The 16,906-nt window shown below is 42.7% G+C and carries 16 protein-coding genes; 2 read left to right on the forward strand and 14 right to left on the reverse strand.

Annotated elements, in window-relative coordinates; translation table 11 throughout:
• Positions 1-95: 95 nt before the first annotated feature.
• From OKW21_RS16480 to OKW21_RS16510, 7 genes are all read right to left on the reverse strand, one after another.
• Entirely contained in the window at positions 96-833 is a 738-nt protein-coding gene (locus OKW21_RS16480; RefSeq protein WP_277481110.1) for an SDR family oxidoreductase, read from the reverse strand.
• A gap of 58 nt (positions 834-891) precedes the next feature.
• Positions 892-1,479 carry a Crp/Fnr family transcriptional regulator gene (locus tag OKW21_RS16485; RefSeq protein ID WP_277481111.1) on the reverse strand — a complete coding sequence of 196 codons (588 nt, stop codon included), beginning with the start codon at positions 1,477-1,479 and terminating at the stop codon, positions 892-894.
• 78 nt (positions 1,480-1,557) lie between these two features.
• Complete coding sequence (gene map, locus OKW21_RS16490) at positions 1,558-2,316, reverse strand: type I methionyl aminopeptidase (protein ID WP_277481114.1); 759 nt, start codon at positions 2,314-2,316, stop codon at positions 1,558-1,560.
• 18 nt (positions 2,317-2,334) lie between these two features.
• Positions 2,335-2,793 (reverse strand): DUF1801 domain-containing protein, encoded by a 459-nt coding sequence (locus OKW21_RS16495; RefSeq protein ID WP_277481116.1) that lies wholly within the window; start codon positions 2,791-2,793, stop codon positions 2,335-2,337.
• Positions 2,794-2,896: 103 nt separating this feature from the next.
• A complete protein-coding gene (locus OKW21_RS16500) occupies positions 2,897-4,522 on the reverse strand; it encodes a purple acid phosphatase family protein (protein WP_277481117.1) in 1,626 nt (541 codons plus the stop codon).
• Positions 4,523-4,659: 137 nt separating this feature from the next.
• On the reverse strand, positions 4,660-5,289 hold the full coding sequence (tmk, locus tag OKW21_RS16505; protein WP_277481118.1) for a dTMP kinase: 630 nt from the start codon (positions 5,287-5,289) through the stop codon (positions 4,660-4,662).
• A gap of 108 nt (positions 5,290-5,397) precedes the next feature.
• Positions 5,398-6,162, reverse strand: a complete 765-nt coding sequence (locus tag OKW21_RS16510; RefSeq protein ID WP_277481120.1) for a DUF6090 family protein — start codon at positions 6,160-6,162, stop codon at positions 5,398-5,400.
• Positions 6,163-7,284: 1,122 nt separating this feature from the next.
• Here OKW21_RS16510 and OKW21_RS16515 point away from each other — a divergent pair.
• Positions 7,285-7,941 carry an IS5 family transposase gene (locus tag OKW21_RS16515; RefSeq protein ID WP_277481123.1) on the forward strand — a complete coding sequence of 219 codons (657 nt, stop codon included), beginning with the start codon at positions 7,285-7,287 and terminating at the stop codon, positions 7,939-7,941.
• Between the two features lie 212 nt (positions 7,942-8,153).
• On the opposite strand, the gene OKW21_RS16520 is transcribed toward OKW21_RS16515, so the two are convergent.
• The gene (locus OKW21_RS16520) at positions 8,154-9,215 is read right to left on the reverse strand and encodes an SGNH/GDSL hydrolase family protein (RefSeq protein ID WP_277481126.1); all 1,062 of its coding nucleotides are present in this window, start codon (positions 9,213-9,215) and stop codon (positions 8,154-8,156) included.
• Positions 9,216-9,328: 113 nt separating this feature from the next.
• On the reverse strand, positions 9,329-10,099 hold the full coding sequence (locus OKW21_RS16525; RefSeq protein WP_277481128.1) for a response regulator: 771 nt from the start codon (positions 10,097-10,099) through the stop codon (positions 9,329-9,331).
• A 383-nt stretch (positions 10,100-10,482) separates the two neighbouring features.
• Here OKW21_RS16525 and OKW21_RS16530 point away from each other — a divergent pair, with 383 nt between their 5' ends.
• Positions 10,483-11,196 (forward strand): sulfotransferase domain-containing protein, encoded by a 714-nt coding sequence (locus OKW21_RS16530; protein ID WP_277481131.1) that lies wholly within the window; start codon positions 10,483-10,485, stop codon positions 11,194-11,196.
• Positions 11,197-11,272: 76 nt separating this feature from the next.
• Here OKW21_RS16530 and OKW21_RS16535 read toward each other — a convergent pair whose 3' ends face one another.
• The 5 genes from OKW21_RS16535 to OKW21_RS16555 all read right to left on the reverse strand — a co-directional run bounded on the left by OKW21_RS16535 (position 11,273) and on the right by OKW21_RS16555 (position 16,782).
• Positions 11,273-12,904, reverse strand: a complete 1,632-nt coding sequence (locus tag OKW21_RS16535; protein ID WP_277481133.1) for a carboxylesterase/lipase family protein — start codon at positions 12,902-12,904, stop codon at positions 11,273-11,275.
• A 114-nt stretch (positions 12,905-13,018) separates the two neighbouring features.
• Complete coding sequence (locus tag OKW21_RS16540; protein WP_277481135.1) at positions 13,019-14,413, reverse strand: sulfatase family protein; 1,395 nt, start codon at positions 14,411-14,413, stop codon at positions 13,019-13,021.
• Positions 14,414-14,446: 33 nt separating this feature from the next.
• On the reverse strand, positions 14,447-14,905 hold the full coding sequence (locus OKW21_RS16545; RefSeq protein ID WP_277481138.1) for a DUF1569 domain-containing protein: 459 nt from the start codon (positions 14,903-14,905) through the stop codon (positions 14,447-14,449).
• 118 nt (positions 14,906-15,023) lie between these two features.
• Complete coding sequence (gene rsgA, locus OKW21_RS16550) at positions 15,024-16,091, reverse strand: ribosome small subunit-dependent GTPase A (protein WP_277481140.1); 1,068 nt, start codon at positions 16,089-16,091, stop codon at positions 15,024-15,026.
• A 112-nt stretch (positions 16,092-16,203) separates the two neighbouring features.
• Positions 16,204-16,782 (reverse strand): class I SAM-dependent methyltransferase, encoded by a 579-nt coding sequence (locus tag OKW21_RS16555; RefSeq protein WP_277481142.1) that lies wholly within the window; start codon positions 16,780-16,782, stop codon positions 16,204-16,206.
• Positions 16,783-16,906 lie beyond the last annotated feature (124 nt).

Here is a 16,906-nt window from a genome sequence, read left to right on the forward strand (position 1 = left end):
CCATCTGCTTTATCTCTCATTTTAGGAGCTGTCCGATAAGTTGTACAGTGACTATTAAGATGGTCTTCAAAAATAGTTCTATTCCTTCCCTTATACTAAGATCTGTTAATCAGTTTAAAAGCCAGCGCGGGCGAAATTCTGGACAAGAGATTGAGCATACCTACTTTGGCAATCCTGATCTCTTCCTGACGCTTTTCCAGTTTACTCAGCATTTCTTTTACCGCTTTCTGAGGTGAAATCGCCATAGCAGGTGCATTCCCCTCATGCCAGGGCGTATCTACTACAGTCATCTGCACCTCTATGATTCTTACCGGATTTTCCTGCAACTGATGTCTGAGCACCTGGGAAAAAGAATGCAAAGCAGCCTTGCTGGCGTTGTAAATGGGATAAGCAGCTTTAGGAGCATATACTAAACCAGTGGTAATGTTGATGATGGCAGGGTTTACGTTCTTCTCAAGCAGTGGTAAAAACAGTTTACTAAGGGCAATGGGCGCCATCAGGTTAGTCTGAATTTCTGCTTCCGCTTTTTCCATCATAGCTTCATCACATCTAAAGTCCGTGCGGTGGACGATCGCTGCATTATTGACCAGCACATTACATTCAGGATAATTTTCTGCTACCCGCTGATATAAGTTCTGTCGTTCAGTCTGGTGCGCTAGGTCACAAACGAAAATCTCCAGTTCTGGTATGCTCTGCCGTGCCTTTTCCAGTTTGCTTTTAGAACGACCACAAATCAGCACACGATTTCCTTTGCTTGATAATACGCTGGCGAGTTCTAAACCGATACCGGAACTCCCTCCGGTGATCAGGATGGTATTATCCTGTAATTTCATCACTTACACTGTTTTGATTAAACTTATGCAAAAGAAGTGTAGTGAAGATAGAATTGCATTAACCTAGGTTAACGACGCCCATTTTTCTTCGGATTCTGCTGAGGGCTACCGAAGTGATACCCAGATAGGAAGCGATAAGGTGTTGTCTGATTCTCTGGTCCAGTCCGGGATAACGATCCAGAAAAAGCAAATAGCGCTTTTCTGCGTCAAATAGTAGAAACTCTCTTTCCCGCATTTCTTTTATGATAAAGGCTTTTTCCATCATGGCTAGCAGGAACTCATTCCAGCAAGGGTGCTGCGCACGAATGTCATTCCAGGCCTCATAGTCAATGACCAGTATTTCCGCATTTTCCAGCGCTTCTATGGTGAAGTAGGAAGGGATTTCCTGTATCATGGCACTGTAAGAACTCAGGAATAAGCCTTCGGGAAAAAAGCCTTTGGTAAACTCATTGCCCTTTTCATCTACATAAAAGTAACGAAAGAGCCCTGCGTTGACGAAAGCAAATTTGTGAGGCACCTGCCCTTCCCGGATAAAAAGGTCTCCTTTCCTGACTGACTGAGACTTACAAATGCTGAGCAACTTGGTTTCCTGATCTTCAGGTATGTTTGTTATGGCTCGTATTGCTTGTAACATCAATGTATGCATACCGTTTGATTTTGTTATCCGTACAGCTCTGTTAGGACCAGGTGTCGCCATTTCAGAAATCGGGTAGATCTACAAAACTTATATTTCATTAGCTTCAGTCAGAATAATGGCCTCCTGATCCGTCACCATGATGGTATGCTCATGCTGGGCCACGAAGCCTCCTCTGTTACCTTTGAGCGTCCAGCCATCTTTTTCTTCACGGGCTATGGTAGAATGGGTAGCGATAAAAGTTTCGATGGCTAGCACGCTGTTCTTTCTAAAACGCTCACGATTGTAGCTGTCGTAGCAATTCAGGATTTCCAGTGGTGCTTCGTGCAGACTTCTGCCTACCCCATGCCCAGCCAGATTTCTGATTACCCTGAAGCCAGTCTTTTTGGCTTCGCTTTCTATCATCCTGCCTATTTCTGAGATGCGCACCCCACTTCTTACCCTGCCAATAGCTTTGTGTAATATCCGCTGTGAAGCTTCTACCAGTTTGGCATGCTGATGAACATCATTGCCCACTACAAATGAGCCACCATTATCTGCCCAGAAACCATCCAGTTCGGCTGATACATCAATATTCACCAGGTCACCACCTTTCAACACCTTTTTGGCTGAAGGGATACCGTGGGCTACTTCTTCGTTTAGGCTGATGCAGGTCCAGCCGGGAAAACCATAGGTGAGCTTGGGCGCAGACCTGGCTCCCATTTCTCTCAACAGACTTCCTCCGTATTCATCCAGTTCGGCGGTGCTCATACCTGGCTGAGCAAAGTCACGCATTTTTTTCAGGGTGATGCCTACGGCTTCGCTTACTTTCTGGATGCCGAGCAGCTCTGTGTGTGTAGTGATGGACATAATAAGAGTGTTTTGATGTTATCTTTTACTGATTTGGTGCTCATAAGTATTGATCCATTCCTCTGGCGTGATCTTTTTACTCAGTTCACCTATGAGCTCATAAGGTATCTGATCCATTTTTTTGAAGCGAATACAGCTTTTACCCATATCCAATTTACTTTTTGAATGTTTTGGGTATGCATCGGTAAACCATTTTAATAATTGCTTATCTGAATAGATTCCCATATGATAAAGAGCGATATAGTTTTTCTGTGAGGCAAGACTCATAAAGGGCAATGGCTGCTTAGGGTCTGCGTGATAACCTTTCGGATAAAGTGAGTGGGGCACTACGTAGCCAAGCATGCCGTAACTCATTGTTTCTTCAAAACCTTCAGGCAGGTTTTCCAGTATCGTATTTCTTAATAAAGATACAGCTTCTTTTCTATTCTCAGTAAGCGTTTCCAGATATTCCTCGGGTGTCCTTACTTCTGATTGCATAGCATAAAAGGATTGTTTACCCTAAGGTACGATACGCATGGTAAACCTGCTTCATGCCCATAGGATTTATATCATCAAATGCCTGTCCAATAGCATATCCTACTTATTCTTCCTCTTCCGTCTGACTACTTATCTGGCCTTCGGTGGTGAATCTGGCCGGGGCTGACCACTCACTCCAGTTGAGGTTTTTATCCCTGTACCTCACTCTCCAGAAATAAGTTGTATTTTCATTGAGCTTTCTTAGCTTTTCATCAGTCAGGTCATCATCTTTCTGCAAATCCTGATAGGCGTACCAGTCTTCAAACTGCTTCCAGCTATCAAAGACCGGCTCCTTAAAATCTCCGGTAGTGGCTAGCTGCCAGTGGCTGGCACCATGTTCGGCACTGGCCAGGTCACTGCTGAAAGCATTGGCCTTGAGCATGATATTGAATGGGTTTACCTTAGTATTCTTAGGAGAGATGGCTTGCGGAGTACTTGGTTTTTTATCAAATCTCCAGACAGTAACACTGTCTCTCAGTTCATTCTCTCTCTCCAGATTCTCATTGCCCTGGCTGAAGCGCTTCACCGTAAACTTGGGATCACCCTGGTTGGGATCTACTTCTACCATCACAAAGCCGTATTCGTCCTGCGTGACGGTAAACTCATCGTAGTTTTGCTGGGCAAACTCACCCCAGTAGTCTATGTTGCCTCCGGCGGTAGCTACATTGATCCACAAATGCTTATGGTCACGGGATTGTCCACGGGAATAGCCGTGTGTATGCCCAAAGAAGTGGATGCTGGGCTTGCCGGTTTCGGTGCTGAAAGTTTCCAGCTTCTTCACCACTTCTCCGGTAAAATCTTCTTCTCCCGCCAGCCAGAGTTCCGACTTATGCGGATGATGCAGTTGGGCAAAGACAAAGTCAATGGAATCATTCTCACGGGTTTTGGCGAGTACCTCATCCAACCAGCCCAGTTGTGTGCGGTTGCGATAACCTTCGTTAGAGTCTAAACCGATGATGCGCACATTGCCATAGTCTTTGTACCACCAGTGCTCATCAAATTCAGGGCTGCCGTTTCTGGGCAGGCTAAAGTACTTGAAGAAATACTGGGAGTTACGTTCATGATTGCCGGGAACCGGGTAGACCGGAACCTGAGAAAATAAATCCTGAGCGGGAGTAAAGAAATGTTCATTCCATTGCTCGTATACCCCACCATCCGTTACCAGATCACCGGGAATCATCACCAGCGCCAGATTCTCCGGCACTTCGCCTTCAAATTCGTTTTGCAGGTAAGTGAGGACACCATCCTGCACAATCTCGGCAAACTTATCCGGCTTGCCATCGTCAATCTGCATATCGCTCATTGCCACCAGTTGAAAAGCCTGCTCATCTCTGGCAAAAGGTGGGGTCTTGAACTGATAGATCTCCGATACCGCTTTGCCTGTCCTTACCCGATAATAATACATTGTAAGTCGCTCAAGATCCGCCAGGGAGACTTCATGCACGCGGGCATCGGAATAATTGATCGGAAAGGCTGTGCCCTTGGTCTTATTGCCTAGTTTAGGCGAAGTCCCCCACTCCACGATGCTTTCTTCTCCTGAAGAAGTCTCCCACATCACTTTGATGGAATGAGGCGTAGCATCCTGTAAGTAAGGCTTAATGGTGATTTTGGCAGTAGTGTTTTGCTGGGCAGCGGCAGGAAAGCCCAGCAAAAGCATAAGCAGAATGGAAAGTTGAATTTGTCTGGTCATTGGTGTTTAAGGTTAATAAGGCTAAACAAATATAGGAATAGCCAGCAATTGCCTACTCCTATTGCTTTGCAGAATGACCAAAATTCCTGATTATTTTGAAATAGAGGAAGTAATGGATGTTAATAATACGTTACTTCTTACCGATCTGCCAGTAGTCGGCTTACTTCTTTCCATACATCGGTGGCTACTGCTTCGGGTGAACGGTTGCCATCAATAATGCTGATTTTCTCCTCACCTTTTACCTTTTCAAAGGCTTCATAATACTTGTTTCTCACAAGTTGGAGGTTGTCCAGTGTTTCGTACATTTCGGTAGTATCACGCCCCTTATTGATGCGTTCCATGCTGATCTCCGGTGAAATGTCAATAAATATATTGAGGGCAGGACGCAGCAGTTCGGCACTCATGGCATTAGCCTGTATGACCCAGTCCATCTCCATGTGCACAGAATGATAGGCGTAGGATGAGAGGTAATAACGATCGGTCAGCACCGTATAGCCTTCTTCCAGTTTCTTCAGGATACCATCGGTTTTGCTTAGCAGATGGTTGAGGCGATCGGCCACAAACAGTCCGGCGATGACTTTATGATCGGCTTCCATGCGGTGACTGAAGATGTCCCGTATCATCTTACCGATGGGGCTGTCGGTGGGTTCAAAGGTAGTATATACTTTATGTCCTGCCTTCTCCAGATGCTCGGCCAGCAGCTTAATCTGCGTGCTTTTTCCACTTCCGTCTATCCCTTCCAGGGCAATCATTACATTCTTTGTCATGGCTTATCGGTCTATGCTCACAAAATTATTGTCGCCAAAGATAGGAGGTATGTATCAATTAGGCAGATAATGAGAAGTTATATTTGTAGATACGAACAGCGTGGAGCACTATTCTTCAATCTCCCTATCTATCAATTGTAGTATATGATCAATCAGTTCTACCAGGGGTTGATAGTGGACGTACTCCGTACTCACGCTGTTGGAGATGTATAGCAGGAGATTATTCTCAAAAGCCAGGGAAGTCAGCAGGCTAAGATTGCTGTAGTGCTGCTCACTTAGAGGGATATCCAGTTCCTGGGTGGATATACCGCTAAGGTCAAAGATCGTCCTGACGCTGCCCGCATCCGTTCTGAGCAAGTCAATCATCTTTTCCCGCTCTTGACGCAAACTCTCTTCCTGCCGACGCAGATTATCAATCACCGATTCCCAGGAGGTGAGGTAAACTCTGAGTTCTGCATTGGACACATCTTTCAGACTTCCCGAGCTGATCATTTCATTGAGCAGGGAGTTGTTGGGGTTATAGACAATCTCTGAAGCAAATGCATGGTAGAGTAGTTGGGATAATTCCTGCTCGCCGGGACTCACCCCCTCACTGATCATTCCGGCAATAGTTTTCGCTCCTTTATAATTCTGCTGGTTCACCTCCATCAGGTTTTGTAGCTTGTCCTTGTTTCTTTCAAACTCACTTTTCAACGCTTTCAGATAAAACTGCTCTTTCTCCCGGATGATACGGCGCTGATTCCAGTTGTTGATGCTCAGGGCAATCAGGATTCCGATTACCACCAGCACGATTTCACCGATGGCATAAAGCAGGTATCTGCCAAACCTGCTCTCCCTTAAGAGTTGTCTTCTAATGTTGCGGAAGAATTTCATAGTTTATTGAGTGAATTTACCAAACCATCCGGGCAACTACAGCCACATCCTTTGTAGATGTACTTACTAACTCATTTTTGCCTACAAGATAATAAATGTGCTGACTAATGGGTTAGTATCCCTCCTGATAAAGCATTTACCACTTGAAGTATGAAGACTTATTTACATTAAACTAAAAACTGGTTTTAGTCTTCAGGACTGAAATCATGAATGAAGGCAAAGTCTGAGACTTTGCTTCATTTGGCCACTTCAGTTAGAAACTGAAGTGAGTACCTTGCTTTAAAGCAATGATTTAAACTAATAGTGTCACCTTACTTAGAAGAAGTAGGTTCTACATCAGCATTTAGGTGCAGGGATTCGGAGCACCCAATGCCACAACAAGATGCACTTTAAGATAAGTGCAATGTGAATCTTACCTATCTTCCAGAACATGTCTCATTATCATTTCATCAGGGATAAAGGTTGTTCTGATTTTCTTTCAATAAAAGCAAAGAAGAACATATAGTACATTTTGACTGTCATTCCTCAACGCAGTGGAGGAATCTTAACCACTTTTGCAAATCAAAAACTTTCATTATGTCCGCTACGGTTTGGCTAAGATCCCTTCGCAAGGCTACGGGATGACATAGTATAATAAGCTCTAGTTTAGCAATAATTAGAATAATCTCTAATGATTGATAAGAAAGGGGCTTACCCACCTTATCAGTTATTAAAGGAAGTGCTCTTTATCTCTATGAGTTCAGGGGCAAGTCAAAGCTTTTCTAGGTATTTATACAAGTATCCAGTCTCCTTCCACTCCGGATTGATGCCAAAGTAATAGTACTTTAACCTCAAGTCGGGTGGATTGTACGTAGTGGCATGCTACTTTTGGGCAAAGTCAGCCGGATTTACGCAGCCGACGTAAGTTTATAAGGCTGCGTCAGATGGCGGTAAGGAAAAGTAGTATGACTTGCAGACAACTCCATACAGATTTACGTAGCAGAAGAGCTTATTTACCTAGTTTCCGCCCGACTTGGGCCAAAGTTGGTACAGCCGGAGCGTGTAAGAGCTTGTTGGGAGTTTGTTTGATTTGAATAGAATTGGTCGTCAGTATATATTAAGAGTGAACAAAACTCATATGATATGCAGTCACATTATACGCGACTTACTGACGACCAATGGAAAGTTATTAAACAGTTTATAAACTGGCAAAGGAATAGGGAACTAGATTTACGCAATGTTTTTGATGCAATTCTTTATATTACACGAACTGGCGTTCAGTGGCGGAACTTACCTTTCCCCAATTTTCCAGATTGGCAGGCCGTTTACTATTATTTTGATAAGTGGAAAAAGAATGGAGTTATTGAAAAAATAAACTTGTCACTAAATTTTCTAGAGAGACTACAAAATGACCGGCAGGCAACTCCAAGCCTTGGTTTAGCAGATTCTCAGAGTATCAAACTTGCCCCGATGATCTGTTCACATCGTGGCATTGATGGAAATAAAAAGGTAAATGGTAGAAAAAGACATGTGCTGGTTGATGTCCGTGGTAGAATTTACCAAGTACATGTTCATGCTGCAAACTTCCACGATAGCCCTCAAGGAGTGAATTTATTAGATGAGAAGGCTCCGTATTCCGAACGTTTAGAAACGATAATAGCAGATAAAACTTATCGTGGAACTTTTGCTAAAGCAGTAAAGCAAATAGGGATAGAGTTTGAAGTGCCTAATAGAGAAAAAAGCACAAAGGGATTTGTAATAGAAGCTAAAAGGTGGGTAGTAGAAAGGACTTTTGCTTGACTTAATTTCTATCGCCGAACAGTGATAGATTATGAACATACATCCGAAAGTTCAAAAACATTCTTACTTCTAGCAAATTTGTCTATGTGTATTAAGGCAATCTAACTTTTAACAAAAAGAAATTTCCCAACAAGCTCTAAGATTCAGGAAACACTTTTCCTGCCGCCATTGTGATGTCCTAATAAACAGGAAGCATACTGGAAGAACAGAAACTATTCATCCAGCAGCCCGAAAGTCTCAAAGTTGGTAAGCAGATGATCGGCAAAGCGGAGAAAACCCAGATCAGTAAAATGTACCCCATCTACCGTAGCTTCATGATCATCTCTCAGAGCCCCCTCCTGGCTCACATAATAGATATGCTTAATTCCCTTTTCCTGTAGTTTCTCATATTCTTCTTTCAGTGCCGCGTTCTTTCTTTGCAGCAAATCGTTCAGTTCCTGATTGAGATATGCCCCTTCATAGATCAGGTTTTCTACCAGTACAATGGGCGTTTCAGGCTGATGCTTACGGATGATCTCCACCAGAGGAATCGTACGTGCACTGACTTTATCCGGCTTCATATTGGGTAGGCAATCTATCACATAAAAACGAGCATCAGTTTGGGCGATCAGTTCGGCAATGGGTACTTCCATCTTGCCGTTGCCACTAAAGCCAAAGTTCACCACTTCTGTATCCAGCTTTCGGGAAATGATACTGGTATGCGCCATGCCGGGACGGGAAGCACAACCGCCTTGCGTAATGCTGGTGCCATAAAAAATGATCGGCTTTTGTGTTAAAGGTTCAGGTTTCTGTATCACGCTGCCAGCATCTATACCTATTTCCAGCTTTTCCAGACCATCATACAGGGGAAGAAACATTTTGTACGCTTGCATCTCACTGCTCATATGCTCAACCAGCAATGCTTCATTCTCTTTTCCTGATGGTTTGGCGGTATTGACGTATTGCCACTTGCCCTGATGCTTATAGTACAGGTCCAGCCCTTTGATACCGGTTTCCGCCATATGGGGCATATCCGCGTCATTGAGTACCGTCCACTTCGCACTGATGCTAGATGAATTGGACATAAAACGTACAGTTATGCCAGCTGATGATTTGGACAGTTCCCAGACCGGCTCTCTGACCTTTTCTTTATAGGAATCCGGTAGCCGATGGTAAGGATTAGACTTGAGAGATTCGTCTACACAGCTTCCCTCAATCAGAAAATGATCCTTTCCATAGTACTGAATGCTGTCCTCAGCGGTCTGCTCCTGAGCATAGAGATCTGTTGTGAGCATGGAAATAAGCAAGAGGCAAAGAAGTAAAAAGCCAGCTTTAGGCTGTCGCTTGAGAAAAATCATCATAGGTGTAGTATTGCTGCTTGTACACTAAACGGACTCCAATGTAATAATTATTTCTTTGTACCCAGCAAATACAGAATGACTCCCGGTCCTGACTTCATCTTACCAATATCCCAGGCAAAGCTGTCTTTTTTATTCAACTGATTGACCAAATGCTGCATTTCTTTGACAGAGTACGTTCGCAGGCAGGAGACCATCCCATCCCACCAGACAAATAAAGGTACGATGGGAATGAGGTAGGTATACAATATTCTACCTAATTTGAAAGGGCGGATCATAGGCGTGGTGAGCAGTACAGTAATGGGTGAAAAGAACATCGCCAGAATACTCCTGAAGCTTCTTTCCTGCGCTTCAAAAATAGCGATAGGCTGCTGAGCATCTACCGCGTTTTGTAGTATGCGTTGGGCATCTGACGGTGTAAAGTGATGTAAGGATAAGAATTGGGTTCTCAGGCCTTTAAGTTTTTCAGGCACATCTCTGGCATCTACTGGCTCGGCTAAATAATCTATGTTTTCTGCCTGCTTTTTGGTATAGTCAAAAGCATCGGTATTGGGAAAATAATCGGTGAGCAGGATTTTGAGCAGGGGGTACGTCTTTTTCAACTCCTGATTCAGCCAAAGCAGTCCACCACTACCTCCTGATGCAAGGTCTACGATCTGAGCTGTACAACTATTCTGCAAACCCTTTTGCAACAGAGGAATAACAGGCTCATACATTTTGGTCTTGTTAGCCAGAAACTGCAAAAAGTCGGTACCATAGTTTCTTAAAAAAGAAGGAAACCAGGGCAGGTCTTCAAACTCAAATAAATGGATACGTGCCATAGCTTAGGTCGGATGCTACCTCAATTTACACATTCTTTCTCTTTAAGCACTGTCTAAACAGTACTGTACGCATCGCATTGAAGCTTGAATTGCATTCCATTTGATCAATTTATCTTGATGAACCCATGGTTTCATGCTCGCATAGTCAGGAGGACCTTAACCCATTAAGCAGCACTGATCAGTTTCATTTAAGTGAGGCCCGTCTTTTCAAATGAAGTATTTAATTATTTCTAAAAAAATAATTTATAGCCTCAGAAAATAGTATTATCCTAATAGATATTTCTATGGCATCACTTTTTTGCATATTAATCAAAAAATTTAGTTCCAAAACCAATTAATCTTTTCTATATTTTGGATAATAATTGACCATTAGATATTTTTTCATGCTGATTATTTCTATCCCTAAAAGTGCAAGCACTTCATTACTGGACACTTTTGGCAAGCTACACGCTCTACCCTCAAGGCAGCTAGATTTCAAGAACAATCAAGCGGATGAAAGATTCCCTCTTTTAGGCAGTTACCATAATGATACCTGTAAACTCAGTAAAGAAGATATATCCATTTTTCTTGATAAAAAGAAACTTTATAAGCAACACATTCTGCCCACTGAGCAACATCTGAAATTGCTGAGGACTACCAAAAAAGTTGTTTTACTAAGAAATCCATATGATATCCTCTTGTCTTACCGTCGGGGTACATTAAAAAATATACACGGAGAAAAAAATGGCTTTAAGATCAGTTTTACAGAGGGAGAATGGATTGAAGCAGCGCAGAAAAATGGTTTCCTGGAAGAGTTAAGACAGTTTTACAATGGCTGGGCGCAGCATAATGATGAATATACTCTTCTACTGGGATACAAAGAATTAGTGAGAGAGCCATTAAGGTCAATTAATAAAATTGAGAAGTTTTATGAACTCCCACTCACGAAGAGAAAAATAACGCTTTCAAGAAAGCGGTACTCTCGCCATTCAAAAATAGTGGATATCAATAGCGCTTTTCGCAGAAAACTTATGCGCTTAATCGCAAAAAATAATATCTATGAACCCCTGAAAGGTTGCCAAACCTACCTGCGTGAACATGGTATCAAATGGGTTTAGTAAACCAAACACTATTAAAAAATAATACCGGCCAGATTCAGGATCAAGCCGGTTTTCATATTGATTTATTTCATTGTCAATCGTTTTCGTAAACCCTATCAAGAAAAAGGTAGCGGCTATCATTTTTTGCTTCTACTGCTTTGGACTCCACATCTATCACCATGACCGGAGGAGTAGTATCACTGGCATCCGCCGAAGGCCAGTTTGGTAATCCTTTTCCATTAGGATTACCACTCAGCACAAAATTAGCGAAGTAGTTCTGCATGGTTTCCGATACATTGTGGTCTTCCTCCTCCCAGGCATACACATCAATCAAATGGAGGTTGCCCATGGCATACTCTATTTCAGCAGCATGAGGCGCACCTACCGGATCCGGGCGTGGTGAAGCGTTGTCTTCTTTTTTTACCGTACCTCCGGCTAGTCCTGATTCCAGGGTCTCATCAACCAATGGTGGCCTTAACTTGCTATAGAGATATCTGTATACCGGCTGATCGGAATTTTTTCGGTGGAGGTCAAACCATTTCCAGGTACTGTAAGCAATAAACCGGTCAGATGCCAGAGCGGTAGCTGACAGTTCAATTTCTTGGGGTGATCCATGAGGGTACAATTCCAGTACCTGTTCATAATCTTCAGGATAAGCTTCTTTTACTTTTTGTATGTAGTTTTCTTCAGTATATGGCTGCCCTTGCATAAATGCCATGCCCGGTATTTCAGCTGAATTCCACCCCAAGAGTAAAGGTACCTGGGCTTGTTCTCCGGCTCTAAATATTTCTGGTAAAGATTTAGGAAAGAAATAACCGTCTATCACTGAGGGAAAGCCAAAACGCTTGGACTCATTGTATGCACCAAATATTTCTTCGGTACTGGTTGCCCTAAGTTCTTCTAACGAATTAAAGCCCGCGTTTTCAGCAAACTCTTTACCTATTTGCTCTGCTTCAGCCAGCGGCACCGGCGCTAAGGTAGGTTTGATGGCAGCGCCACTCTCTCCTATCGCTCCGGCAATCAGGTCTTTAGACAGTGGTGAAGCCATTTGCGCACTTACCGAGATAGAACCGGCAGATTCTCCTGCAATTGTCACTTGAGCAGGATCACCACCGAAAGCCGCAATATTTTTTTGTACCCACTCCAAAGCCGCATGCTGATCAAGCAATCCATAATTCCCTGAAGCATTGTAAGGAGCCTCTTCACTCAGTTCGGGATGAGCAAAAAAACCAAAAATATTTAAGCGATAGTTTACAGTAACGGCCACCATACCTTTTTGCGCCATGCTGGCACCATCATAACGAGGTTCGGAGCCATCACCTGCTACAAATCCTCCTCCATAAAAATATACCAGCACAGGAAGACCTTCTGATTTATTGAGTGCCGGAGTCCAGATGTTTAGGTAAAGGCAGTCTTCGCTCACGGTATCCGAACGAAATTCCATATCGCCAAAAACATTGGTTTGTACTGGAGAAGGCGCAAAAGATTTAGTTTCCAAAATCCCTTCCCATGCTTCTGCTTTCTGAGGCGCTTTCCAGCGTAAATCTTCAACTGGTGGTTTGGCAAATGGGATACCGAAAAACATATCCAGTCCGGTTTCCGCATTATGAAAACCTTCTATCACACCATTTTCAATTTTAGTTCGTACAGAGGTATTTTCACTTTGGGCCATGACAGTATTACTCATCAGACAAATACATCCTATCGTATAAATTAATCTTCTCATAATCCGCTTTACTTTAATCATTAACTTCTAATTTAGTTAAAAGTTAATAGGATACTTATATACTAATAAATAAATCACTATCTGGTCTTATATAAAGACAATTGTTGTGATTTATTATTTGTTTTCCGCAGCCTGGCTATTCCACGCAGGGTGTTTGTTCAGGGCTTCCTCCAGCATTGATTTTACCTCCTTTTCATCTTCAGAAAGTGTGGTTTCAGTTAATGCATTTTGCTCCTGTATATCTTCAGAAAGTTGATAAAAGTGACCATCCTGATACAGCTTATAATCCAGCGTTCTGACAAAACGGTTCCGGTGTTGATTCACATTTTTACCCCACCTCGGATCGTAATGAACAAAAGCTGTATTCCGGGCTTCTGGATTTTCACCGCTTAGTAAGGGATAAAAGCTTTTGCCATCAGTGTTTACTTCCTTGCGTACCACATCAGCCAGTGTGGGGAAGAAATCACTGAACTCAATCAGGCCTTCATAGACAATGCCCCGCTTTATTTTGTCCGGCCAGTAAGCAATCAGAGGCACATGCGTACCGGCGTCAATGGTGTTACCTTTTCCTCCCTGAATTATACGCTCATCAGTCTGGGAATAGATGGTAGGATGAGTACCATTGTCTCCGGTAAAGATAAATATGGTATTTTCATCAAGCTCCAACTCCCGGAGTTGACGAGCTATTTTGCCTACTATCTTGTCAGTATAGGCGACCATATCTTTGAAATAGGCGGTATCATTCTGATAACGCATACTTTTATCCATCCAATCTTCAGAATCCGGGGTAGGCACGAAAGGATCATGTACCAATACCATTGGGTAATAGATAAAAAAGGATGAGTCTTGTTTACGTTCTATAAAGTCAAGAATAAAATCAGCGAAGATATCGGGTCCATAGCTGTCTTCAAGATTCTCCAGCACTCTGCCATTTTGTTCAATGAGCGGATCAGCATACCTTTCTCCCTCTCCTCTGGTCTTAGTAAGTTGCCAAAGACAATATTCATCAAAGCCAAACTGATGAGGTCTGCCTGCATCGTTCCAATGGGGAATTTCTTCCTTATAGGCCAGCCCATTCAACTGCCACTTGCCGGCAATACAGGTGGCATAGCCCGCCTCTTTCATCAGATTACCAAAGGTATAGGCTTCATTTTGCAGGTGTCCGAAATAATCATAATTACGATAGTTGTAAAGTCCGGTCATGATCTTGACCCGCGAAGGGGTACATAGGGGCTGAGATACCGCCTGATCAAAGCGGATGCCCTGGGCAGCCAGGGAGTCCAGCACTGGCGTATGATAAGACTGGCTACCGTAGGTACTTAAACATTCATAGCCCATATCATCTGCCATGATCAGTATGACATTAGGAGTCTTACTTTCTTCATGAGAAGTGCAGGCCGTAAAGCCCAAAATAATGAAAAGTAGAAAGAAGTGGTATGTAGAAGTTTGGTCAATAAGTTTATGTGAACTGACTATAAAATAATGGGTGTTGCTTGCTGTTTTTGTCATGAATTAGGTTGTTCTGCAGTTTACTTTGAGTATTTAGACGCCAAATTGATTTAGATGATGATCCAGGTGCTTGTAAAACATATTGTTCCATTCGTTGATGTTCAGCTTACCAAATGAGTGAGAGGCTTTGTTGTCAAAATGAACCTCTCCTAATTCCTGGGTTTTCCTGATATAATTGATCAAACGGGTCTTTTCTTTTTCAAAGTCTCTGGAATCTATGATCAAAAAAGCCGGGGCAGTACGTGTATTTCGCTTATAGGGCTTTTCACCGGTTACTGTTTCTTTGATAAAAGATTTTAAGAAGAATTTCATCAGAAAGTTGGGCTTGGGATGTTTGTCCTCATACACCATTTCATAAGTAACATTGCAGTGCGCCAGCATCTGTGATACATTCATCTTACCCCAAAGTGGTTGTGTGTCCGGCTTGAGCTGATCGATTCTGTGTATTGTATTTTCCGAAACTTCCTTGTCAAAAATATTAGGTAAAGCCATAAGCGAATTTTGTTTAGATGATAGGAAATTACAAAATACCTCTGATTAAAACCCTAGTTGGCACCTCCCTTCCTGATGTTAAGCTTGGTATATCTTTTATATCCATTGAGATCCAGACTTAATACTTGTGTTTCCTTTTCTCGGCCTGAATGGCTTTATATAGTTTTCCCTGCTCTTTACTTTTCTGACGTTTCTCTTTGAGGGTACTGGAAAAGTGACTTTGCTCCCGCTTTAACTTCAGGTAATTGTCATAAGCATCCTGAGAAATTTCACCTGCATTAACAGCTTCCAATACTGCACAGCCTACTTCATGTGTATGGGTGCAGTCATTAAATTTACACTGCTCAGCCAGTTCCACGATCTCATCATAGGTCATTTCTATACCTTCTGCCTGATCTGTCATACCTACCTCTCGCATGCCCGGTGTGTCAATCACTATACTTTTGTTGGGAAGCACCATCAGTTCACGATGGCTGGTGGTATGCCTGCCCTTATTGGTACTGCTGCTAATTAGGCTGGTTTTTAATACTTCCTGCCCACACAAATGATTGATGATGGTTGATTTACCCACCCCGGAAGAACCCAGGAAGCAGTAAGTTTTATGGGGATACATAACTGCATGTAATTGATCAAAGCCCTTTTGGGTCTCATTACTCAGGGGGATCACCTGAATATGCTTGATGCGTTCCTTGATTTGCCCTACTAACTTTTCTACTTCCTCTTCTTGCACCAGATCAATCTTCGTCAGGATGATAAGGGGCTTAATGTCAGAGGCATGACAAATAGCCATGTAGCGCTCTATTCTTTTTAAGTTATAATCATGACCGACAGCCTGAACAATAAAGGCTACATCTATATTGGTAGCGATGATCTGCGTTTCTCCATGTTTGCCTACTGCCTGTCTTTCCAGTAAGCTTGTCCTGGGAAATACTTCCAGAATGACAGCCGAATTCTCATCCATGGGCGTGACTTTCACCCAATCTCCTACCGCGGGAAAGTCCCTTCGGCTACTGGCTGAAAACCTTAGGTTACCGGTAATTTCAGCATGATAAGTGCCCTGCACAGTTTGCACTATATATCGCTCCTTATGCTCTACAATGACTCTTGCCAGCTCAAAGCCTTCCCAGGCATCTGCCGTGATCAGTGTCGCGATCTTTCCCTCATAACCTAAACCTTCTAGCTCCATGATTTTTCAGATTAATGTTGGCTTTAATAAGCATATCGATGCTTTTGCATATATCAATTTAACAAAGCTTTCTGATTTGTGCTCAAAAAAATTTCTCGCAAAATACTTCTCACTACACAGGCTGGGTTACAGCTTTCACAATCTTTATGGTAGGATCAAAAGTATCTATCCACTCCACTTTTTCCAATGCTGTTTGATCAATAAGCCCTTTCAGATAGCCATTCTGCTGGTAGGTTTTGAAGTGTGGATAATGGGAGGTGAATCGCTGATCCAACCATAAAAGGAGTGTCTGTTTTTGAGTAAGGGGAGGACAGAAGCCACATATCAGTATGTTGTCAGCCATGCGCATCATATGGCTCAATATCTGCTGAGCATCATGCCAGGGGATAACATGAAAGAATAAGCTGGCAATAGCAACATCAAAATGTTCCTGAGGCTGATAATTTGTATTGACTTCTATTGCATTAAACTCAATATGCTCTATTTCAGTTTTATCAGCCTTCTTCCGGGCATAATCAATTTGGGATTTGGACTTGTCTATACCCAAACCATATTTGATTTTGGGAGACAATTGATACAAAAGGTCTCCAGTGCCACAACCAACCTCAATCACGCTGGATTCGGCTTCCACCAAAGCTACCATCTGCTTTCTAATCGGTGCCAGATATTGACCTGCCAATAAGGACCTCATATAAGCTTTTTTTTTACAAAAGTAGAAGATTCTACAGACAAAAACACCATCACCTGCCACAGGTTAAGTTCTGCTAAATATGCTGAAGTAAGCGGCTTTTACACATCAGCAAACATATGGTGCA

The sequence above is a fragment of the Catalinimonas alkaloidigena genome (assembly GCF_029504655.1).
Classification (GTDB): domain Bacteria; phylum Bacteroidota; class Bacteroidia; order Cytophagales; family Cyclobacteriaceae; genus Catalinimonas; species Catalinimonas alkaloidigena.

What these genes read in the sequence shown, in the direction of transcription:
- OKW21_RS16480 (WP_277481110.1), bottom strand. Translation starts at nt 833, where the DNA reads ATGAAATTACAGGATAATACCATCCTGATCACCGGAGGGAGTTCCGGT.
- OKW21_RS16485 (WP_277481111.1), bottom strand. Translation starts at nt 1,479, where the DNA reads ATGCATACATTGATGTTACAAGCAATACGAGCCATAACAAACATACCT.
- map (WP_277481114.1), bottom strand. Translation starts at nt 2,316, where the DNA reads ATGTCCATCACTACACACACAGAGCTGCTCGGCATCCAGAAAGTAAGC.
- OKW21_RS16495 (WP_277481116.1), bottom strand. Translation starts at nt 2,793, where the DNA reads ATGCAATCAGAAGTAAGGACACCCGAGGAATATCTGGAAACGCTTACT.
- OKW21_RS16500 (WP_277481117.1), bottom strand. Translation starts at nt 4,522, where the DNA reads ATGACCAGACAAATTCAACTTTCCATTCTGCTTATGCTTTTGCTGGGC.
- tmk (WP_277481118.1), bottom strand. Translation starts at nt 5,289, where the DNA reads ATGACAAAGAATGTAATGATTGCCCTGGAAGGGATAGACGGAAGTGGA.
- OKW21_RS16510 (WP_277481120.1), bottom strand. Translation starts at nt 6,162, where the DNA reads ATGAAATTCTTCCGCAACATTAGAAGACAACTCTTAAGGGAGAGCAGG.
- OKW21_RS16515 (WP_277481123.1), top strand. Translation starts at nt 7,285, where the DNA reads ATGCAGTCACATTATACGCGACTTACTGACGACCAATGGAAAGTTATT.
- OKW21_RS16520 (WP_277481126.1), bottom strand. Translation starts at nt 9,215, where the DNA reads ATGCTCACAACAGATCTCTATGCTCAGGAGCAGACCGCTGAGGACAGC.
- OKW21_RS16525 (WP_277481128.1), bottom strand. Translation starts at nt 10,099, where the DNA reads ATGGCACGTATCCATTTATTTGAGTTTGAAGACCTGCCCTGGTTTCCT.
- OKW21_RS16530 (WP_277481131.1), top strand. Translation starts at nt 10,483, where the DNA reads ATGCTGATTATTTCTATCCCTAAAAGTGCAAGCACTTCATTACTGGAC.
- OKW21_RS16535 (WP_277481133.1), bottom strand. Translation starts at nt 12,904, where the DNA reads ATGAGAAGATTAATTTATACGATAGGATGTATTTGTCTGATGAGTAAT.
- OKW21_RS16540 (WP_277481135.1), bottom strand. Translation starts at nt 14,413, where the DNA reads ATGACAAAAACAGCAAGCAACACCCATTATTTTATAGTCAGTTCACAT.
- OKW21_RS16545 (WP_277481138.1), bottom strand. Translation starts at nt 14,905, where the DNA reads ATGGCTTTACCTAATATTTTTGACAAGGAAGTTTCGGAAAATACAATA.
- rsgA (WP_277481140.1), bottom strand. Translation starts at nt 16,091, where the DNA reads ATGGAGCTAGAAGGTTTAGGTTATGAGGGAAAGATCGCGACACTGATC.
- OKW21_RS16555 (WP_277481142.1), bottom strand. Translation starts at nt 16,782, where the DNA reads ATGAGGTCCTTATTGGCAGGTCAATATCTGGCACCGATTAGAAAGCAG.